The organism is Prevotella sp. BV3P1, from assembly GCF_000479005.1.
Classification (GTDB): Bacteria; Bacteroidota; Bacteroidia; order Bacteroidales; family Bacteroidaceae; genus Prevotella.
This window is the reverse complement of the sequence record NZ_AWXC01000051.1, coordinates 26,910-47,003: the sequence shown is the minus strand read 5'-3', so window position 1 is coordinate 47,003 and position 20,094 is coordinate 26,910. Positions and strand designations below refer to the sequence as shown.

The following is a 20,094-nucleotide window of genomic DNA, read 5'->3' as shown; positions in this document are numbered from 1 at the left end:
ATGAGTACCTTTGCGAAAGGTAATATTAATATAGAAAAATCATGAACAGAGGATCGGAATGGAGAATTTGGGACTTGCATGTCCATACTCCTTTTTCTTTGGAGCATAATTATAAGTGCTCTCCTGATGAAGATATATGGGAGAAGTATATAGATGCTTTAGAGCATCTTCCCGATGATATAAAAGTTCTTGGTATCAATGACTATCTTTTTATTGATGGTTATCGTAAAATTCTTGATTATAAAGAACAAGGTAGGCTGCAAAATATAGAGTTGATACTACCTGTTGTCGAGTTTAGGTTATCAAAGTTCTGTGGAAATAAGAAGTTTAAAAGAATAAACTACCATGTCATTTTTTCTAATGAACTAACCCCTGATCAAATTCAGCAGCAATTCTTGAATGCTCTCACTGCGCATTATACATTAAGTCCAGACTGTACTCAACAGTGGGGTGGAGTTATTTCAATAGAAAGTATTCAAGATTTAGGAGAACGGATTATAGCCTCTGTACCAGAAAATGAACACCAACACTATGGAAGTCCATTAAGAGAAGGATTTAATAATCTCAATCTTGAGACGTCTGTCATTAAAAATGCTTTATCAAATGCCAATCAGATATTTGAGGGCAAATTCATGACAGCTATTGGTAAAACAGAATGGGAAGATTTCAAATGGAACGATAATTCTATAGCAGAAAAAAAGAGTATCATTAATGATGTTGATATAGTATTTACCGCAGCCGAGGATATCGAAGCATACAATAAATCAAAAGAAAAACTACATGAACAAGGTGTAAATGATTTGCTATTAGATTGTAGTGATGCCCATTCTTTTGCAGACCAGATTGAGCTAAAGGATAGATTGGGAAATTGTAAAACTTGGATTAAGGCTGATACTACATTCGAAGGACTAAAACAGATTCTGTTTGAACCAGAGGATAGAGTGAAGATTCAAATAACCAAACCTGACGAGAAGAATATTTATCAGGTAATTGATAGTATAACATTAAAAGAGGATGATTTTTGGGATGGGAAAATTTTTCTCAATCCTAACTTAAATACTATCATAGGAGGACGTTCTACAGGGAAATCATCATTACTTAAAGCAATAGCTGCTAAGCATGGAAATAAAGAAGTTGGAGAAGGTGATTTTATTAGACAACATCTTGATGGGGTTTCTATCAGATGGCAGGATGGAAATAATCAACTCGGTCGTGAAATAGAATATTTCCGACAAAGTTACATGCACGAGATTGCTTTTGACTCAGAAAAGACGAATAAAATAGTAGAAGACATAATAAAGAGCAAAGATGAAAATAGAATTTTAGAGAATTATTATACTCATCTTACAGATGTTTCTAAAAGTGTAACGGATGGAGTTTTCTATGTTTTTCAACTGCAAAAAGAGATTGATTCTCTAAAAAAGAGTTTATCAGAAAAAGGTAATAGGGATGGTGTTCAACAACAATTGCAACTATTGAAAACAAAAGCATCTACTCTGCAAAAAGATGGAGCATTAACACAAGAAGAAAGAGTTTCATTTGATGCTTATGTATATCAAATTCAAGAAAAGAAGAAACTTATTGCTGCGGCAGATAACGACCTTGAGTTGTTGAATAGATTAAAAAATCTCACTCCATTCGATTCTTCCTTTGAGAAAAAATGGGATTTTGATAAATTATCTTTTGGGTTGAATCAGTATGAAGTAGATCGTCTGTTTAATGGTTTGAAAGTAAGAACTGAAATGGAATGGACAGAGATCGTCCAAAAAATCATAGAAGATACCTCTAAAGCAAAAGACCAAATAGCCACGGAGATACAAACAATAATAGCTTCTGATATCTACAAAAAAGGATTACGGATATTTGAGGACAATAAGGAATTAAAAGATATTAATAGCAAAATACAAGAAGAAGAAAGAAAGCTTACTGCAATTGATGAGATACAGAAAAAGCTTGAGCAAGCAAGGCTACAACGAGAAGAATCAATCCGTAAAGTCATTGACAATCATTGCTCTTATAAAATAAGCGCAAATGATATTTGTAATAACTTAGCCATCACTTATGATAAACTTGATATTCGTGTAAAACTCACTTTTCACAAGCAAGAAATGCGAGTCTTTTTGGAGACCAGACTAAATCAAAGAGGTTATGAACGTCAAGAATATCTACAAGAATTGCTAAATAAATATGATGAAGATAACAAAGCAATTAGTTTGGACTTCTTTAAGAATCTTCTTTCAGAGAAAGTGCTTCTGAAGAATGGATATGAAGCATTAAATGTTGTAACAGAATTTCTTACCCACAGTTGGTATAGCCTTGATTATAGCTTGACTTATCAAGGGGATAATTTTGTTAATATGTCAGAGGGAAAACAAGCTTTTGTTATCCTGAAACTACTTTTGGATTTTAGTGATAAGAAATGCCCAATACTCATAGACCAACCAGAGGATAGTCTTGATAATCGCGCGATTTATCATGAATTAGTAGCATACATCAAACGGAAAAAGAAAGAGCGACAAATAATATTGGTGACGCACAATTCCAATGTTGTGGTAAGTGCAGACGCAGAAAATGTAATTGTAGCTAATCAAGAAGGTGCGGATACGCCCAACTTAGGAGGTTTGAAATTTCAATATATCAACGGATCTTTGGAAGACACCAAGCAAAGAGACGAAAATGCTGAGTATATATTATCTTCACAAGGTATCCGTGAACACATATGTGATATTTTGGAAGGAGGGCGTGTTGCTTTTGAGAAACGTGAACAAAAATACGGCTTTAGAAGATAGAACAATATTTGGATGGGCTTTTTGTTACTTTTGAGCCGTCTCAACTCACTGTCAAAAGTAACGAGGTGTTTTTTATTGGGGTTTCTTTGCTCCTTTCTTTATCTGCTTAGGCTCACGAAAGAAAGGAGCGATTGGCAAATCTGCCGACCGCATTACTTCATCTGTTCTTCTTGAATGGTTATCCGTCCCGTCCTGACTTCAGGGTGGGTGGAGAAAGCCCAATTCACCTCTTCATCGGGTAAGGTGCTGTGAATATTCCCACCCATTACCAATCCGCAATTCTGAATGACCTTTTGCTGTGCGTCCTCCCTGCTTTCGGCAACAACCTCAAACACTCCCTCGAAAATGTACTGCGTCCGTACTCTATAAACTTTCTTCTTCATATTCTCAAAACTCAACTTTTAATAATCTGTGTTCCATCGGCTCACCATTCGATAACCTGCGGTGGGTAAGCCAAAAATGATGTGTGCCATAACCATAGGCAAAGAACTTGTCAAGTTCCGTTTCTTCGGCTATCCGCTTGACGGCAGCTCTCAGTTCCTCTTCATTGACGGATAAAGTAATGGCATTGATTACCCTTATAAGGATATGGGGTATCTCGTCCGCCCAATTACATACGATGCTTTCAATTTCTGCTTTCATATCTGTGATATTTTGGTGATTGTTGCTTATGCTGTCGCTCTCATTCTCTGTCTTATCAATTTGCGGTTGGCATTCACGAGGCTTACGATTTGGTCGTGGTACTCTGTGTTTTGATTACAAACGCCACGACTTTGCACAACTTTGAGCGTGTCCAAATTAACCTCAATCGTTTCTATCCGTTTGCCCTCAATGGTTGCCGAAAGGATAAGCGAGTTTTCTTTGAGATAGTAGGCACTATCAAATACGCAATGGTGCATTGCCACCCCCTCCTCCAAATGTTCCTGCACACTCTCCAATACGTGGACTTGGATTGTGCCGTTTGTGAAGCAAAGACCGAAGAACTTGGATTTGAGTTCTTGAAAACGCTCCTCGTCCTCCATCGCCTTCCTGCGTTTCCTCTCTATTTCCTCCTTTTCTCTCTGTTTGCGAAGCTCGTTTTGCCTGCGGTCGTGTTCCCGATATAGGTCGGTGGGGCAAACATACTTCGGGCTGTGTGTGTCCTTGCCCAACCTGCGGAGCATATCCACATAGTCACACCATATAGAAATGTCCTCTATGTCATAGCCGTTTCGAGTGGCAACCTTATAGGACTGCCAACAAGTGTCAAATGTCCTTGAATTGTAGAGGAAGTATTTCAAATGCTCGGCTCTGCCTGCTTTCAGCAAGGTTTCCGCCCGACTGTCGGATAATATAGCGGGGATAAGGATTGTCGGGGCAATGCCGTGAAAATCGTCCTCAAATCCATTCCTGCGGAGTGTGTCCATAACCTTGAATTTGGGATATATCGGTGAGTACGATATATGACGGTAGGCTTCGTTATCGTTGCGTACTGCCATTGGCGAACAGAAAGAAAAGGTGTCAATGTATCTGCCTAATGTTCGTTGAACGGCTATCACTGATTGCCGTCCTTGTGCGTTCCACCAATATTGACCAATTTCAAGGGTATATGATGAAGCCTTGCAACCTTTCTCCATTTCCACAGAAAGAAGAAACATTCTTAGTACTTGGTACTCTCCGCAAGCGGTAAGTATCGTAAAGTATTGCTTCTGCCTAATCTTGCGTTCAAAGGTTTCCTTGACCTGCAACCTTGCCCCGCAATGGGGGCAGGTGCAAGTGTCCGTTGGCTTTTCCATTGTCCAACTATGCCCACAATCCATACACGTTGTGCGACCTTTGGGCAGTCGGTAGGCGAAATGGTCTATACACTCACGGAATGCCCATTTGCTCTGTGTCTTGGTTATCGGGCGAAGGTGCTTGCTCTCGGCAAGGACAGCCTTCTCATATCTGTTTCTTGGTTTCATTTTCTATCCTCCTTGTTTTATTCGTTGCGAAATACATAACCGTCCTTATACCAAAAGTCTGTGTCAAAAAGGTCATCGGCATATTTGGAGAAGTCGAAGTAACTCAGTGCAAAATCGGATAAATCGTTCTTCATTTTCACAATTTCCTCCGCAAAATCCTCCCTGCTTGCATAACTGCCCATATAGGCGGATTGAAAAGCCTTTACAAGGCTGTATGCGTCTTGGGTGATATGGGCATTGTTGCCGTCCGCCCATTCCCAAAAGGCTTCTTTCTCCGTGTCATTCAATCTGTCCAACTCGTCCCGAAGTTCAAAGAAGTTTTCATCCAAATGACCTTCGTTTATCAGACCATCGGGGATTTCCTCCCACGCTTGGAACATATATTCGGGTTCTTCCTCATCCTCGTGTATCTCGGCACAACGCTCCATAAAGTCGTCCAAATCGTAGAAGTCCGAAAGTTCCACCCATTCTCCCTGCAATGAGCCGTTGTTGTACTTGGCATAAGTGCCTACATAGATGCGTGCTTCGCTTAAATCCATTGTTTCCATTTTCCTTTCGTTGTTTAAGGGATTAAAACTCGAATAGTGAGGGTTGTGATACGATTTCCGTTGTCTCGGCTTTCTTTGGTCTTGCGTTACGGCTTTTTATTTTGGAGAGTTCTTCACGTTGGTATTGCTCTACGGCTCTCTGTCTGGCTTCCGCCTTCTCCTCATCCGTGAGTTCGATGGTGTGGTTTACCACCACTTTGCAGGAATTAGGCTTGCCTACCTCTATGTCGTCCTCGTCATAGTAATGCACTGCCATAGAGTAGATTTCATCGTCCGAAAATCCCGAATAACCGCTTTTCTGTACCTCGCTGAGGATATAGGTTACACACTCGTCTATGTTCTTGTTTTCCTTGCGGAAACTCTCCGCAAAGAGTTCATCGTATGATGCTCGGTTCTCCAAATAACATTGGATTACGCTCTTGAAATGCTCTGTACCTTTCATTGTCTTTTATGTTTTAATCAGTTGAATAATGTTCCGTCTGATAGGAACTCATAATTGTTAGCTTCGCAACTTTCGGCAAAGGCTTCCTCGCTGAATTGATATTCCATATCGTCCCTGCAAGCCTTGAAAAATCCGTTCAAACACTTGTCCATAAGTTCGTATAGGGTGGTATCATTGGGGGCTTTCAGAAAAACGTATATGGGTTTCAAGATTTCATAGTCTATGCAGTAGCCCGTCAGCACACAATCGTCCGAAACAAACACACGGCTCTTGCGTTTCTTCTTGTAGTTTCCACTCCAATAAGTCTTGGGTGGATACAAGTCGTTCCAATAGTTATTGACAAGGTATTTCAGAAGTCTTGTCCCTTTCATATTGTCTTCCTCCTCGCTGTAATGGGAAGTGAAACTATAGGTGTAGGTACAACTGTCGTATGACCATCTGTCCGCCTTGATATTGAAAATCCGTTCAAAGGCTTGCAATGTGGCTCGGTTCTCTCTGTCCCAAGTATAGTCGCAATGTTCCGCCCAATGGCTGTGTGCCTTTGCTTGTGCCTCCCTTGTCAGTTCGTGGAGGTTATATACCTCGTATGTTCTTGTTTCCGTTCTCATATCTGTTCAGTGTTATCGGGTTTATTGTTGATGATGTCTTCTCCATTGTTTGCAAAGACCTCGATAGTCGGCTGTCCTCCGTTTTCCTCTACGGATAGGCTTTCGGAGGTGTCATACAAGGTTTCTCCGTCTGTGATGATGATATTCTCATCGTCCTCAAAGCAAAGCACGTCCTCTCCCTGCCACGACTTGACAAGGGCAACGGCTTCTTCGTAACTCTCGGCTTTTACATCAAAGTGGGTGCGTTCCCAACAAGTAACCTTTCTGTCTTGATAAAAATTGAATTTTTCCATTATTCTTACTTTTAGATGGTTGCTAAAATGATTTCTTGGATATGAATAGGTTCGACCTCTGAAAAGAGATAGAGGATAAATTCCTTTCTGTCCTTCCGATTAAGTTCCTTGAATAATTCCCCAAAGGCGGAGATATTTCCGTTGAGGTAAACCGATACCATATACTCGAAGATGTTGTCCACCTCATAGTATCTGCATTGCTGTGCGATTGTCTTGCTTCTTCTTTTCATATATCTGCCTGTTTAAGAAATGAGTAACCAAAGTATTGCTCCGATGATGAGGGCATAAGTCAGAATGTACACTGCGATAGCCAAAGCAATGGTAAGGAGTAACCGAATGAGGAATTTTCCTGCACATATCCCTGCCAGCCAAAGCCAGATGCTTCCGCCACAAAGGAGAGAGCCTGCGAGTGCAAGTGCCACCCAAATTGATATTTTGTATCTCAGTTTCATCTTGTCTGATTTTTTTGATTTTAGGCGGATTCCAGAGGTGAGGGAGTTGAGTTTCAACTTTTTCTTTTTCCCAGCTTCTCGCATATCCGACATTTTTTTTATGCGTCTTTCCGTCGGGTCGGTCGTTTTCGTTTCAGTGGCGTAAAAAGGTAGGGCTTAGGACAAACAAGGTTTTACGGCGAGAATACTACCTGCAATGAAATGGAAGTGTGGAGATTGTCGTCTAAACGGCTTGCCGCCCCGACCTTTTTTGTCCGTAGAAGCCCGGAACTACCTTTGCCGCTGACAACGAACAACCGATCCCGACATGATACACAGGCATAAGTGGAGGATGTGCATGGAAAGAAGCAGGGCGAAAACAAAAAACGCAGTCTTCGGAGACTGCATTTCATCATAAGAATAAAATACACGGAAAACAAAAAGCCGCCCAAACGGACGGCTTTACGAAAATAACTCGGAGAAAATTCTTTTTTCTCACGATATACTCTTATCTTTGCAACAGGTTATTCGAGTTATGCAAAGCGTTGTATATCATTGTTGAAGATAGGTCGCTAAATCATTACCTACTGCATTTCATAACTCATTAGGCTATTGAATGCCAATCATTTGAACCTAAATGATAGATTTTTTCCAAAAACATATATTGTCTTCTGATGAAATACTGGAGATAAATATAATATTCGTTTTTTATTTTCAAAACTTATCAGATATTTTTCTTTGAAAGTTTTTTTCTTATAATTTCTCTGCATGATTAGTGTATCCTTATCAAGTGACCATATCCAATATTTTTTTGAACCTATGGGATCTATCTTGATAAGGGTATGATTATTCTTAAAAATAAGTGTAGGACCTCCGTTATTGCCAGTTCCAATCTCCGTATTTTCACGAATATATGATTCACCATTGCGTATGATAGTATCACCATGTAGAATAAGGGTGTACATTAAAGTCCACTTTGAATTTACTAATAGTGAGTCGTTAGCTGAAATTTGCATACTACTCGAAAAAATGTATATAAATAGGAAAAATAATTTATTCAACATGTTTAGGATCCTCCCTCCTCAAAGGTTTATTTAATTCTTTTCTAATTTTATTTTCATTATTAATTGCATTACCAGTATCCGCACCAAGAACATTAGGAGCTGGATGCCCTACTATTTCATGATATAGTATGTCCGCAGCTTCATCTTCCAGAACTTTATCTTCTTGATCTTTTAATTTATCATTAGCGTTACCAGATATTATAACATTTACATCATAATCAGATGATTATTTTGATAATTCTCGATTTGGAACACTACCATCACATAAATGATATGTGTTTTATATTAAGTATTTTTTTTTCTTTTGAATTCTTCTGAATATTTGCTATAAAAAGCTCTCTATTATTTTTTAAATTACTCATAGAATTTATCCAAGTATCTAACTTTCCATACCAATAATAAAAAATTTCCTTATCCCATAAACAGGATTCATACTTTAGGGTTATGTAGATATTTTCTGCTAATTCCATTTTGTCAAGATATAAATATATGCCATATAGTAGTCTGAAGAGTTTAATTTGCAACAAAAAATTACTTTTAACATTTGGATTATTGAAGTTTTCTTTCAGATAAGAAATAAATGTTGCTGAACGTATGTCTTTTCCTAACTCAATTATCTTACTACAATATGCTGTTATTTGATGTACATTTTCTTTTTCTTCATCATACGAAACACACAAATCTATACCTTTATGTTTCATCGGCGTTAATAGCAATGGACTATCCATGCATTTGTTAAATGTATTTTCCCATAAAGGGTAAATAACAAGATGTGGTTTATATTCAGACTTATTAGGCATTGGAATCAATTTCCATCCTATGATTATGCATTCTAGAATATTATAAAATTGATTATTTGAGAAAGGAGACAGTCCTAAGTCAGTACACCATATTTTTTTTATATAATTCTTGTTCATAATTAATTTATAAGTATTATACTGGAGGAGAAAGTCCTCCAGTATGTAAGATGTCATTATCTGTTAACTTTTCTAATTACGGGTGCAACTCTATTACCAGGAAAATTCCTCCATTATGTTCTCCGTCAAGATAATTTTCATTATTTCTTGGATCACAATTAGAGATTGGGTCCGTACTCATCCACAAACTCAACCTCGGCTCATAGTACCTTGCACCATAGTAGTACATACCCATCTCCTCATCAAGCTCCTTAGCATTGAGTTTTACTCTACGATTGGCTGCACTCGGCATAGTGCAAGCAAGCTTGGCTTTCTTTCGCTTAATCGAATAATTCTCATCGGCTGCCAGGAATCTGTTTTCCTCGTCCCACTTGTATTTCTGCTCACTTACCCTGTCGTCTTCCTTGCCATCATGCTTTACACGAGAGGTATTGATATAAACAAGGTTTCCGTTGGCATCATAGCTGTACTTGTGTCCGTTGTTGATGTTCGTGCTGTCCGTCGGGGTTTCTTCCGTGCGGTAATTGATGTCACGGACACTGGCCAGTTGGAATTTCTTGCCCTCATCATTATTGTATGTGTAGGTGAGGTCATAGCCTGCATTGAGGGTACCGTTGAACTGTACGTTACTTTGCGTGAGGTGCTGCTTCTTGCTCGTGATGCGGTGCATGTTGTCGTAGCCCATGGATAACGTATAGGATGCTGATTTATTGTCCGCACCCGCATACGTGCCCGTTGCGCTTGCCAGACAATACTGTGGGTCATAGGTGTGCTGTGGCTCATCTGTTCGCCTGCCTTGCCGCTCTGTGGGAGTGGAGCGTTGTTCTTCACGTCGAGTACGTTGCTCGCGGCATCATAGCTGTAGGCGTTGTCCATGATGATGGCCTGGTTGGGCACGATCTGTGTACGCACGGTCTTGGTAACCTCGCCCATCTTCGTAAATTTTCATCAGTTGAACTGTTTCTCCCAAATATTATCACTATTTACATAAGTAATTCCATCTATTTTAAACTTATTACCATTAATTAGAATAATTTTCCTTTTGTTGTTTCTATAAATTAGGACGACTTTAACATTGGGACGACTATATAGTTGTCTCCTCTACATATGTAAATTTTAATATAATCGAAAGTACTGCACCTATTAATCCTGCCAAATTCATAAGCGTATATATCTGAGTTAACCTTCCCCCAACTAGGATCTGAGTATGGAACGTTTGTAAATCCTTTATCTCTCAATATAGGAGAAACATACTTCAAAAGTATGTTTCTCCTAATATTAAAGCTTTCTTTTGATGTAAATTTAAAAAACATTATCTTCTGTTATTATTCACAACAATTCCAGAGCTACCACCCACAGCGGTACTTTACTTAGTGGTCTTATTCTGATTACACTCCAATACTTGAGTTTTGGGACGAGCCTTGCTTCGCTTTACGCTAGGATCTATCCAAAGCAAAAACGAAGACAAAAACAATAAAAAAACCAAAGGAATTCCTTTGTCAGCACGCTGGTCACGACAAAATACTTTATCAAATAATGGATCATAATGAAATGTTGTATCATTATATCCTATATTCAAATTTTTCCCACTACGAATATTTGTGAAGTATTCTTTTCCATGATATATAACTAGGGCTGTAGGATGAGTTCTTGAACCAGAATGGGGATATAACTGAATTATTTGGCAAGCAATGAATTTATGGTGGGAGGCAATAAAAGCCTCCCGCCTAATAGAAAAAGAGTAATAGATCGCAAAAAGACCTACGACTACATTAATCAAAGCAATCATCAATTTCCTTTTCATTCTCTAGTTTCTTTTTGAGTCTTGTTTCCAGCAACTTTTGAAACTACTTGCTTTGTACCCTCACTTCCTTTCTCAAGAGATTCATTTAACCTGATTTCACTTTGAGCCTCCTTAAGTACTTTCCCTTGCTTTTTTTATCACTTTTGGTGTTGCAGATTTTCTTCCGTAGAGTCAACCAGCAAGTGCAAAATTAGTCAATCCTTTTATAAAACTCTTGTTTGGTATTGAAAACTTGAGTTTTTCACTCCCAATCTGGAGTGCAAAATGCCGAAGTGTTCTTGTATATTCATTTTTCATTGTTTTGGACTACAAATATAGCAAAAGGCAGAGATTCTATCCCAGCCTCTACGCCAAATCTTTTAAAAATCACATTGATAATCAGATGATTATTTTGACAATTTCCGATTTGGAGCATTACCGCATTATCGGTGTAGTTGTTATCATATTATATACTTTAACACTTCCATCTCGCATATATAGACAAGTAATCCTAAACCTATATATAAGAATTTCTCATAAGGCATATCAACAACTATTAACCAACTATATATATATACTAATAGAAATACTATGCTAAATATGACATACAGAATCTTATTTACTTTACCATATCCATAGGTCAAAAAAGTCATGATAAAACCTACTATATAAAACATATCATTATAAAGATATAGGATGCCTGAAGCTATATCATGCTTGCCTCGAAATAGTATATGGAATATGTTTGAGATAACAATGTATGAAAATAATCCTACACTAATTGAAATTATTTTTTTTACAATCATATTCTTTTATTTTCTATTTCCTTTTTTTATTGTATATACTCGCATATTGTTAGGTGAATAATCATTCACACCAATTTCATATTGCCTATTAGGCATACGAATTGGTTTTAGTGAATACCTATTTTTCGCCCAATCTACAGAGCGTTTTATAATAGCATTATCATAACTATTATTATTATCTGGGGATGGGAAAAATATATTTAATAAACTACCATTCCCAAATCGCTTGCCCATATCAATCGTTTCTCCTGCCGCCATTTCTGAGTTTTTGGTCCTTCCTAATACATTTCTATATTCATTCAATGTAAATGGTATTTGACCTATGGCATCTGCCCAATATGGAACCCCTTCTACTTCAACCATTAGATACCCATTTCCAGGATTACCTTCAGCTTTCCAATCTCCACTACCTCCAGTACGATAACTCAACATAGATCTATCGACTTCAGAAAAAGAAATGATATCATCCCATGAAAAATGTGTAAAACTATCAGATTCTCTAATGTTAGTACTTACAAAAAGTAATGGCATATAATTATCTGCAGAAGATTCAAACCATTGAACACCTTCAGCATACTACCGATATAGGTTGCATTTGGAGGCCTATTTTAAATTCAATCATAACTTCTTATTGTTTATGGTTATCAACTATTTAACGTCATTCATTCCAATTTATTGCTTTCGCCCTTTTATGCTCATACTATTCTTCACACTTTTAGCGAGTTCCATTGAATTGCAATGCGGACATTGAACATAACTTCCAACCTGGAGCATGAAGTTTCTAAAATTTCTCATTGGTCATCGTTTTCTTGCAATGATAGCAAAAGGCAGAGAATTTATCCCTGCCTTTATGCCTAATCTTTTAAAAATAACATTGATAATCAGATGATTATTTCAATAACTCCCGATTTGAAGCATTACCCATCTTATTCAATATTTAATTCCGCCAACGGGTAATGTTTTTTTCATTTTCATAATCCTTTCAAAATAACAGTTCTTTCGCTTACTGGAATTTCTTTACGTCTTTTGGCCATTACCGCATTATCTAAATTTTAAATATGATGTTACGCTCATTCCATCCGTCATTTTATATTTCCCAAAATTGGTAAACTCAATGGTATCAATCTTGTTATCTTTTAATTTTAATATGATCATTGTTATATCACAGTGACTTAACTGCTTCAATGATTGGATATATTGTTTATCTACCCAAAGAGAGCGAACCGCTTCTGGATGTATGACGCACATTACCTTATACTCTGTTAAGGTTTCAAGTGGGATTATTCCCTCTATCCCCACTTTTCTATTTAGCACTTTGATAGGCATACCCACATATATGGGGAGATCAATTAACCTATTTGTCTTCAATATACCCTTGGACAATTGATACGGAGCAGATTTTATTGGTATTTTTTCATAAATAAGAGTATCAGATGAAGATGTGGCATAAAATCCTATTGGAAGATCATTGTCAAAATTAAGATTGTACCTTGAATATACCTTCCTTGCTCTACTTTTTGATCTTATTGATAATATATTCGCCTCAAAAAATATTGGGTTATCGGATATAACTACCAACGTATCATTAATCCCTAACACAAGATACAACCTGTTTTCTACACTTTTCTGGTAGTATTCTTCGTCTTGGGGCCAAATCCGGATACCATAATATGTTACATTGCTCTGAGAAAAATTAGTTGTTATAGAATCTGTTAGTTCATTATCTTCAGAATTTAGAGGACTACAGATTGGATACTTTACTTCTAGTGCGTCTGTTGATTCATCATTTTTATAATTCAATGAGACTCTCGAAGAGCCAAGACAACAGCTGCACATAAATACATACAACATCAAAGATAAGGACTTCTTCATTTTTAGAGTGTGTCAAAAGTTAATTAAAGGTTTGTGTTATTGAAAATCTTCAATAACCCAGAAACTTTCATAACATTATTACTTTTTCCTTGATTTAAGAATTAGGGAGTTTCTATGTCAATTAAATACTCCCATATCTTTCGTCTTTTAAAAGATTCTTTTACTAGTAATAATCCCAAGTAAATTAAGATTAAATCTAAGAACATATAGAAGATGTATATGTACGGATTTACTTTTTCTTGTACAACACTATATCCCTTGGTTGAATAGCGAACAAGAATAGAATCTCCTATGGAAATAGAACTATTTATACTACCTGCATCATAGAATTGATTTCCTATTTTTACAGTCGCGCTTCCAACAGGTCTGGATACGCGTCCACTTATAGCAATAACTTCTGCGTTAATCAATTGCCCATTTACTCTAACATACCAATCTGTTAAAATAAAATAAGCAATCATACTAAAACAAATTATACACAGAATACCTAAAGAAAATAATATTATATTAATTCTTTTTCTTTCCATTATTATTTCTATTTTGAACACGATTAGAAGCAAAACTAACTCCAGCATTTGAACCTATTTCCTAACAGAGATTACTCTTATAATCAGATATGGCAGATTTCAAAGCTTTTCGCTCTCGTTTTGTTAAAACTCCAGCCATCCTTCCAGTTATTGGGTTAGCTGTCATTTTCTTGGTCAATGTGCTTATTGTTGCTTTAGAATCATTATAAAGCCTTTTATCTTTAAATTGCCCGCCACAGCCCCAGTAACCGTAGAAGAAATAACGTTCTCTCTTATGTCCTTTCCTTTATTAGCCTTACCGCGTTGTAAGGGATGTCAAAGATACGATAATTTTCTTTGATAGCCTGCAATTGCTTACCATATTTTTTCTTGCAGTCCACAGTCAAGCCCTCGGCGTTTCTTTTGTGCGGTATATATTTTGTAATCTGCCGACTACATTCACTTCTATTACTTTTATGCGGGAGCACATTTGGGATTTGTTTCCCGAGCTACTCTCCAATAACAGTTTCATAGTGTTGGAATCATATATCAGATTTTGATGGAATTTTTTTGATAACTGCTATCTCAAGATAAAGGAAATATATTTATGCCCTTAGGAAAGATATCGAGAACAGAACATTCTTATCATAACTCAGGTTAGTAGGTGTAGGTTAAAACATACCTGTCGTTGAGATGATAATAAACGGGAACTGTCTGGTTGACCTTCAAATTGTCGACGTTGACACACCCTTCACTGGCCACTTGGAATGGATACAGTCGCATGTCCGCATATTGTAACCGGTGTGCGGAGAAGTATTTGAACACCGTTTCCTTGGCACTCCAATGGATGAGCCGGCTCTCTGTGGTGCCAGCCACTTCATCATCACGAAGAAAACGCTTGGCTATGCGGTCCACTCGGTTACTGTAATACTCGATATCGACGGCCACTTCTTTCGTTCTACTCAAAATAACGGCTACATAACCCGCTGTATCACTGATACTAATATGATAATCTTGCAGTAAAGGTTTGCCATGAGAATCATGATTGATGACGACTTGACGGTTGCCATTCAAGGCATACAACAAAGTGTAGACCGCCATTTTTTGGCGCTTGAGCTCTAAATGACGATAACTGGAAACAACTTGTTCAAGGTGTGGATAGGCAGACAGAAACTCATCTATGGACTCATCAATCTTCCACAGTCCAAGTTTCACATCCTTTGTCAACTGGCTAATACTGAGGAGGGGCATTGTTATTCGTTTACTTCATTCCCATCTGTAACAATGGGATGGACTACCAATTTCACCTGACTGATACGCCTCTCCTCGATTCCCACAATCTCAAAAGTATAATTCTTATAGCTGATTTTCTCGTGAAGATGAAGAAAATCGCCCTTCATCTCTAACAGCAATCCAGCCAAAGAGTCGGCATCACCCTGCACATCACTGAACTCATCATCATGGATGTCTAAGATTTTGAAGAAATCGGACAATGGGGTCTTACCTTCAAACAGGTACGTATTTTCGTTTAATTTAGAAAATGTGCGTTCTTCCTCATCATACTCATCATTGATTTCTCCGACAATTTCTTCCAGAATGTCTTCCAAGGTAATCAATCCACACGTACCACCAAACTCATCAACAACGATGGCAATGTGAACTTTATTCTCCTGAAACTCAGTCATCAAGTCATCAATCTTCTTCGTGCCAGGTACGAAGTAGGCTGGTCTGATGAGACTCTGCCAACGAAAAGCGGCAGGCTTGTTGAGATGAGGGAGCAAATCCTTGATGTACAAGACACCGCGAATATTGTCATCATTGTCCTGATACACGGGAATGCGACTATAATTGTTTTTGATGATGCACTGCATGACTTCATTAAAATTAGAATGAATGTCTATGTCAACTATGTCTTTTCGTGGCGTCATCACTTCTTTTGCCGTCTCATCACCAAAACGGATAATGCCCTGCAGCATGCTCTGTTCGTCTTTGATGTCTTCCTTGTCTGTCAATTCCAAAGCCTGTTCCAAATCATCAACGCTGAGGACATGGTTTTGCTTCTGTATGACCCGCTCGGCTATCACTCCACTTCGCAGCAAGACATTCTCGATAGGCCAAAACAATTTTCGGAAGAACAAGATGCCATTGACACTGTTTCTGCAGAACTTCAAGGGGTTTTGACGGCTGTAAACCTTGGGCATGATTTCACCAAAAAGCAATAACAAGAACGTCAACAACACCGTGATGGTGAGAAATTGCAGCCAATATGCCTTTGGTCCAAAATGAAATAGCGAACCAAACACATAGTTGCACAGCATGATGATGGTGACATTGACAAAGTTGTTGGTAATCAGAATGGTAGCCAGCGTTCGTTGATTGTCATCACGCAGCATTTGAATCTTGCGGTCACGGACGTTCCTTTCACCGTCCAATGCAGCTAAATCAGTAGGAGAAAGACTGAAAAATGCTATTTCAGAACCGCTTGCAAAGCCAGAGGCCAGCAACAAAAGAGCCGCCAAAACGGCTGCAAAGATGACACCTACTGTTGGAGTCTGAAAGGTGACATCTGATAAAGAAGAAGAGATCGTGGAGATATCCAATTTCAAAAGGGTAGTTTAGTTGTGTCATTTGTCGGAGTGGTCGTCTCTGAAGAACCACTCATCTCTGTTTTATCTTCCGCTTCTGACGAGGTGCCACGCTTAGGGGAAAGCAGTTCCATGTTATCAGCCAGCACCTCAGTGACATATCGTTTGATACCACGTTGGTCATCGTATGTCCGATATCTAAGACGCCCTTCTACATACAGTTTGTCACCTTTATGGACGTATTTTTCGACAACCTTGGCCAAACCGCGATAAAACACAATGTTATGCCAATCAGTATGATCTGGAACCCGGGTTCCATTTTGCAACGTATAGCCGCGCTCTGTCGTTGCAAGCGTTAGCTGAGCAACCGCTTGATCGGCCTCAAAATACCTTACTTCTGGATCTTTGCCAACATTACCGATGAGCATTACTTTATTCATGAGGATGTACTATATGATTAAGAATGAACTATTTCCACTTCCCTAAATACTTGAAATGGAAATTCTTGCCTTTTGCAGAAGGAAACTGAGAACGACCATCAACGCGATCTTTGAGATAGTCGACAATACGATTGTAACAATCTTGTCCGGAATTGGCCTTGCATTGAGCGACAAACTGCGTATCTCTATACTCATGCTTGCCGGTGGATGGAATCATGACTACCCTCTTGAAATCGAGCGAACCTTCATACCACCCTTCATGAACTTCGGTCAAACGCGTCATGACCGTCGCGGCTATATCCCGCTTGTCAATGGAACCCGACGGCTGATTAGACTGATGTAACGCCTTTTTTTCCTTAAAATCAAGCATCGTCTCTGCCGTGGTTTTGATGATAATGAAATATACACGTGGTCGAACCTTATAGCGTTTTGGATAATAAACATCACTGGCAACGTAATCGCGGATGTCTGCTTCCAAATCCATGTCTACCACTATTTCGGGTATAGAACGCAAAAATTCTAAGGCTTCTTCAACATTATAGACTAATGTCTCACGATCAAAATATCTTAAATATAAATTCATGAATGAGTATGTTTCTCTGAAAAAAAGAGCGGCAAACGAGACTTGAACTCGCGACCCCAACCTTGGCAAGGTTGTGCTCTACCAACTGAGCTATTGCCGCATCAATATAATATCAACAAAACGTGAAGAGGAGGAGACTCGAACTCCCACGAAGCAATTTTCACTACCCCCTCAAAGTAGCGCGTCTACCAATTCCGCCACCTCTCCAACATTTGTTACCATCCTGAATAAAAGTGCCCAGAACAGGGATCGAACCTGCACGTTGTTAAACACACGCACCTGAAACGTGCGCGTCTACCAATTCCGCCACCTGGGCAAGTTGGGTAAAATTACCCTATTGGTTTTATTCAGAACGAGAGCGGCAAACGAGACTTGAACTCGCGACCCCAACCTTGGCAAGGTTGTGCTCTACCAACTGAGCTATTGCCGCATCAACCCTTATGCAAGGGACATTTCTCCAAATGCTGTGCAAAGGTAATGCTTTTTTCTGACTGTACAAACAAAATCATCATTTTTTTCTGAACAGTTTGCTATTTCTTCAATCCATCCTAGCTGCGTAATCGTCAAAAGTATACTCGCGCAACACCTCTAATTCGCCATCCTGACGCAAGAATCCTATCGCCGGATGCCCCACTCCATTGAACATATTGGTCTTGACCGTAGTGTAGTGCATCATATCTTCAAAAATGATGTTTTCACCTATCTGCAGTTCATGGTCAAAGCGCCAGGAACCCATGTAGTCGCCACTGAGGCACGAGTTTCCACCTAATCTATATATATGTGCCTTGGATGATATGTGTTCTTTCGCGTCAACGATATTGGCAAACCGCACCGTTGGCATGTACGGCATTTCCAAACAGTCGGGCATGTGACATGTAAAACTCACGTTGAGGATAGCCGTTCGGATGCCATGATCTTCTACTACATCAACAACCTGCGACACCAACGGACCCGTTTGCCACGCAAAAGCGCTGCCAGGCTCCAAGATAACTTTCAAATGAGGGTATTTTTTCTTGAAATCAAGAAGTGTTTGTACCAACAAATCGATATCATAATCCTTGCGCGTCATCAAGTGGCCACCGCCGAAATTAATCCACTTGATTTGCGAAAACCATGGAGAAAACCTCTCTTCAATATGCGCAAGCGTTCGCTGAAACACATCAGCACCGCTTTCACAATGACAATGACAATGAAATCCAGTGACCCCAGAAGGCAACTCGCAAGGTAGTTTATTAGCCGTTACGCCAAATCTTGTACCAGGCGCACAAGGGTTATACAGGTCGGTACCCACCTCAGAATATTCTGGATTGATACGCAAGCCCACATTAACGGATGGATTCACGCTTTTGACAGTTTGCCCGAAACGTTCCAATTGTGATAGGGAATTAAACGTGAGATGGCTTGACATACGGGCTATCTCTTCAATCTCGTCTTCCACATAGGCAGGAGAATAAGTATGAGTAGGAGCGCCAAATTTGTGAAAACCCAACAAGGCTTCATTCAGTGAGCTGGCTGTTGTACTGTGAATATACTCGCAAAAGACCGGAAAAGTTTTCCACAAGGCATAGGCCTTAAACGCCAAAATAATCTCCACCCCGGCTCTATCGGCTACACTGCTGATTAGCTGAAGATTTCGTCTCAGTTTTGTTTCTTCAAGAATATAGATGGGTTTCCTTATGTTATCAAATGTTCTCGCGTCAACTTTCATGTTTCCTAGATATGTATTTCTGGGCAAAGGTAACTTTTTATTTCTTATAAAATTGCTAATTTGATATTATTTTCATACATTTGCAACATCAAATCAAAATAGTGATGAAGCTCGTAATCATGACTAAATCCACATTTTTTGTGGAAGAAGACAAAATATTGACTGCCCTTTTCGATGAAGGAATGGACAACTTGCATTTACACAAGCCTGGTTCGTCACCCCTTTATTCAGAGCGTTTACTGTCACTGCTACCCGAAAAGTACCACAAGAGAATTACGGTTCACGAGCACTATTATCTGAAGAACGAATACAACTTATCAGGAATTCATCTGGACCAATTAACCGATCAGCCGCCCGCAGGTTATCGGGGACGGATTACTCGCAATTGCTCAGATTTGAGTTTGCTGAAGGAAACGAAGAAAAAAGCCGATGATACCTTTTTGACATACATCTTCGACAGCATTGAGGAAGAAAATCATAAAGCCAACTTCAACATGCAACAAATCGAAGAAGCTGCCAAGAAGGGACTGATAGACCGACATGTATATGCCGCGGGAGGCATGAATATAGATAATGTGAAGCTTGCCAAAGATTATGGCTTTGGCGGAGTGGTAATAAGAGGCGACTTGTGGAGTAGGTTTGACATCCACAATGAGACGGATTTCAAAGATTTGATGGCACACTTTGAAAAACTACGAAAGGTTGTCGGATAGAAACAAGAATCCTTACAACTGAAGAATATTCTATAACAGTATAAATCATAAATGCTAATTAGT

The 20,094-nt window shown here is 38.8% G+C and carries 22 protein-coding genes, 4 tRNA genes and 1 pseudogene; 2 read left to right on the top strand and 25 right to left on the bottom strand.

The genetic code is table 11. The features are described 5' to 3' along the window. The first annotated feature begins 41 nt into the window (after window positions 1-41). Window positions 42-2,789: a TrlF family AAA-like ATPase gene (locus HMPREF1254_RS09365; protein ID WP_023058433.1), complete on the top strand. Its 2,748-nt coding sequence runs from the start codon at window positions 42-44 to the stop codon at window positions 2,787-2,789. Between the two features lie 152 nt (window positions 2,790-2,941). Here HMPREF1254_RS09365 and HMPREF1254_RS09360 read toward each other — a convergent pair whose 3' ends face one another. From HMPREF1254_RS09360 to nspC, 25 genes and pseudogenes are all read right to left on the bottom strand, one after another. Then, window positions 2,942-3,172, bottom strand: coding sequence for a hypothetical protein (locus tag HMPREF1254_RS09360; RefSeq protein WP_023058463.1), 231 nt, complete (start codon window positions 3,170-3,172; stop codon window positions 2,942-2,944). Between the two features lie 4 nt (window positions 3,173-3,176). Next, window positions 3,177-3,431 carry a hypothetical protein gene (locus tag HMPREF1254_RS09355; RefSeq protein WP_023058484.1) on the bottom strand — a complete coding sequence of 85 codons (255 nt, stop codon included), beginning with the start codon at window positions 3,429-3,431 and terminating at the stop codon, window positions 3,177-3,179. A 26-nt stretch (window positions 3,432-3,457) separates the two neighbouring features. Beyond that, window positions 3,458-4,732, bottom strand: a complete 1,275-nt coding sequence (locus HMPREF1254_RS09350) for a PcfJ domain-containing protein (RefSeq protein ID WP_023058452.1) — start codon at window positions 4,730-4,732, stop codon at window positions 3,458-3,460. 17 nt (window positions 4,733-4,749) lie between these two features. Continuing rightward, window positions 4,750-5,280: an antirestriction protein ArdA gene (locus tag HMPREF1254_RS09345; RefSeq protein WP_023058491.1), complete on the bottom strand. Its 531-nt coding sequence runs from the start codon at window positions 5,278-5,280 to the stop codon at window positions 4,750-4,752. A 22-nt stretch (window positions 5,281-5,302) separates the two neighbouring features. Then, on the bottom strand, window positions 5,303-5,722 hold the full coding sequence (locus HMPREF1254_RS09340; protein WP_023058460.1) for a PcfK-like family protein: 420 nt from the start codon (window positions 5,720-5,722) through the stop codon (window positions 5,303-5,305). Window positions 5,723-5,739: 17 nt separating this feature from the next. Next, window positions 5,740-6,330 (bottom strand): hypothetical protein, encoded by a 591-nt coding sequence (locus tag HMPREF1254_RS09335; RefSeq protein WP_023058399.1) that lies wholly within the window; start codon window positions 6,328-6,330, stop codon window positions 5,740-5,742. Then, on the bottom strand, window positions 6,327-6,623 hold the full coding sequence (locus HMPREF1254_RS09330) for a hypothetical protein (RefSeq protein WP_023058475.1): 297 nt from the start codon (window positions 6,621-6,623) through the stop codon (window positions 6,327-6,329). The genes HMPREF1254_RS09335 and HMPREF1254_RS09330 overlap by 4 nt, the downstream gene beginning before the upstream one ends. Before the next feature lie 11 nt (window positions 6,624-6,634). Further along, on the bottom strand, window positions 6,635-6,853 hold the full coding sequence (locus HMPREF1254_RS09325; protein WP_023058392.1) for a hypothetical protein: 219 nt from the start codon (window positions 6,851-6,853) through the stop codon (window positions 6,635-6,637). A 12-nt stretch (window positions 6,854-6,865) separates the two neighbouring features. Further along, window positions 6,866-7,075 carry a hypothetical protein gene (locus tag HMPREF1254_RS09320; RefSeq protein WP_036873654.1) on the bottom strand — a complete coding sequence of 70 codons (210 nt, stop codon included), beginning with the start codon at window positions 7,073-7,075 and terminating at the stop codon, window positions 6,866-6,868. Between the two features lie 1,303 nt (window positions 7,076-8,378). Next, window positions 8,379-9,035 carry a hypothetical protein gene (locus tag HMPREF1254_RS09310; RefSeq protein WP_155945457.1) on the bottom strand — a complete coding sequence of 219 codons (657 nt, stop codon included), beginning with the start codon at window positions 9,033-9,035 and terminating at the stop codon, window positions 8,379-8,381. 76 nt (window positions 9,036-9,111) lie between these two features. Further along, complete coding sequence (locus HMPREF1254_RS12530; protein WP_081699067.1) at window positions 9,112-9,327, bottom strand: RHS repeat-associated core domain-containing protein; 216 nt, start codon at window positions 9,325-9,327, stop codon at window positions 9,112-9,114. A gap of 39 nt (window positions 9,328-9,366) precedes the next feature. Further along, a pseudogene (locus HMPREF1254_RS09305) lies at window positions 9,367-9,818 on the bottom strand (RHS repeat-associated core domain-containing protein); the annotation flags it as partial. Window positions 9,819-10,401: 583 nt separating this feature from the next. After that, the gene (locus HMPREF1254_RS09295) at window positions 10,402-10,839 is read right to left on the bottom strand and encodes a hypothetical protein (RefSeq protein ID WP_036871977.1); all 438 of its coding nucleotides are present in this window, start codon (window positions 10,837-10,839) and stop codon (window positions 10,402-10,404) included. 791 nt (window positions 10,840-11,630) lie between these two features. Beyond that, entirely contained in the window at window positions 11,631-12,155 is a 525-nt protein-coding gene (locus tag HMPREF1254_RS09285) for a hypothetical protein (RefSeq protein WP_052048156.1), read from the bottom strand. Between the two features lie 510 nt (window positions 12,156-12,665). Further along, window positions 12,666-13,496 carry a hypothetical protein gene (locus HMPREF1254_RS09280; RefSeq protein ID WP_023058420.1) on the bottom strand — a complete coding sequence of 277 codons (831 nt, stop codon included), beginning with the start codon at window positions 13,494-13,496 and terminating at the stop codon, window positions 12,666-12,668. A gap of 101 nt (window positions 13,497-13,597) precedes the next feature. Beyond that, a complete protein-coding gene (locus HMPREF1254_RS09275; protein WP_155945456.1) occupies window positions 13,598-14,023 on the bottom strand; it encodes a hypothetical protein in 426 nt (141 codons plus the stop codon). Window positions 14,024-14,659: 636 nt separating this feature from the next. Then, entirely contained in the window at window positions 14,660-15,253 is a 594-nt protein-coding gene (locus HMPREF1254_RS09270) for a 4'-phosphopantetheinyl transferase superfamily protein (RefSeq protein WP_023058472.1), read from the bottom strand. A 2-nt stretch (window positions 15,254-15,255) separates the two neighbouring features. Next, window positions 15,256-16,602: a gliding motility-associated protein GldE gene (gene gldE, locus HMPREF1254_RS09265; protein ID WP_036891211.1), complete on the bottom strand. Its 1,347-nt coding sequence runs from the start codon at window positions 16,600-16,602 to the stop codon at window positions 15,256-15,258. Window positions 16,603-16,604: 2 nt separating this feature from the next. Next, window positions 16,605-17,027: a single-stranded DNA-binding protein gene (locus HMPREF1254_RS09260; protein WP_023058487.1), complete on the bottom strand. Its 423-nt coding sequence runs from the start codon at window positions 17,025-17,027 to the stop codon at window positions 16,605-16,607. Window positions 17,028-17,055: 28 nt separating this feature from the next. Beyond that, on the bottom strand, window positions 17,056-17,610 hold the full coding sequence (locus tag HMPREF1254_RS09255) for a hypothetical protein (RefSeq protein WP_023058400.1): 555 nt from the start codon (window positions 17,608-17,610) through the stop codon (window positions 17,056-17,058). Between the two features lie 27 nt (window positions 17,611-17,637). Then, window positions 17,638-17,710 (bottom strand) — tRNA-Gly (locus HMPREF1254_RS09250). 23 nt (window positions 17,711-17,733) lie between these two features. Then, window positions 17,734-17,817 (bottom strand) — tRNA-Leu (locus HMPREF1254_RS09245). Window positions 17,818-17,844: 27 nt separating this feature from the next. After that, window positions 17,845-17,926, bottom strand: a tRNA-Leu gene (locus tag HMPREF1254_RS09240). A gap of 41 nt (window positions 17,927-17,967) precedes the next feature. After that, window positions 17,968-18,040: transfer RNA gene (locus HMPREF1254_RS09235), tRNA-Gly, on the bottom strand. Window positions 18,041-18,148: 108 nt separating this feature from the next. Then, window positions 18,149-19,318 (bottom strand): carboxynorspermidine decarboxylase, encoded by a 1,170-nt coding sequence (gene nspC, locus HMPREF1254_RS09230; protein WP_023058412.1) that lies wholly within the window; start codon window positions 19,316-19,318, stop codon window positions 18,149-18,151. 104 nt (window positions 19,319-19,422) lie between these two features. On the opposite strand from nspC, the gene HMPREF1254_RS09225 reads away from it, so the two are divergent. Then, entirely contained in the window at window positions 19,423-20,031 is a 609-nt protein-coding gene (locus tag HMPREF1254_RS09225) for a thiamine phosphate synthase (RefSeq protein ID WP_023058469.1), read from the top strand. Window positions 20,032-20,094 lie beyond the last annotated feature (63 nt).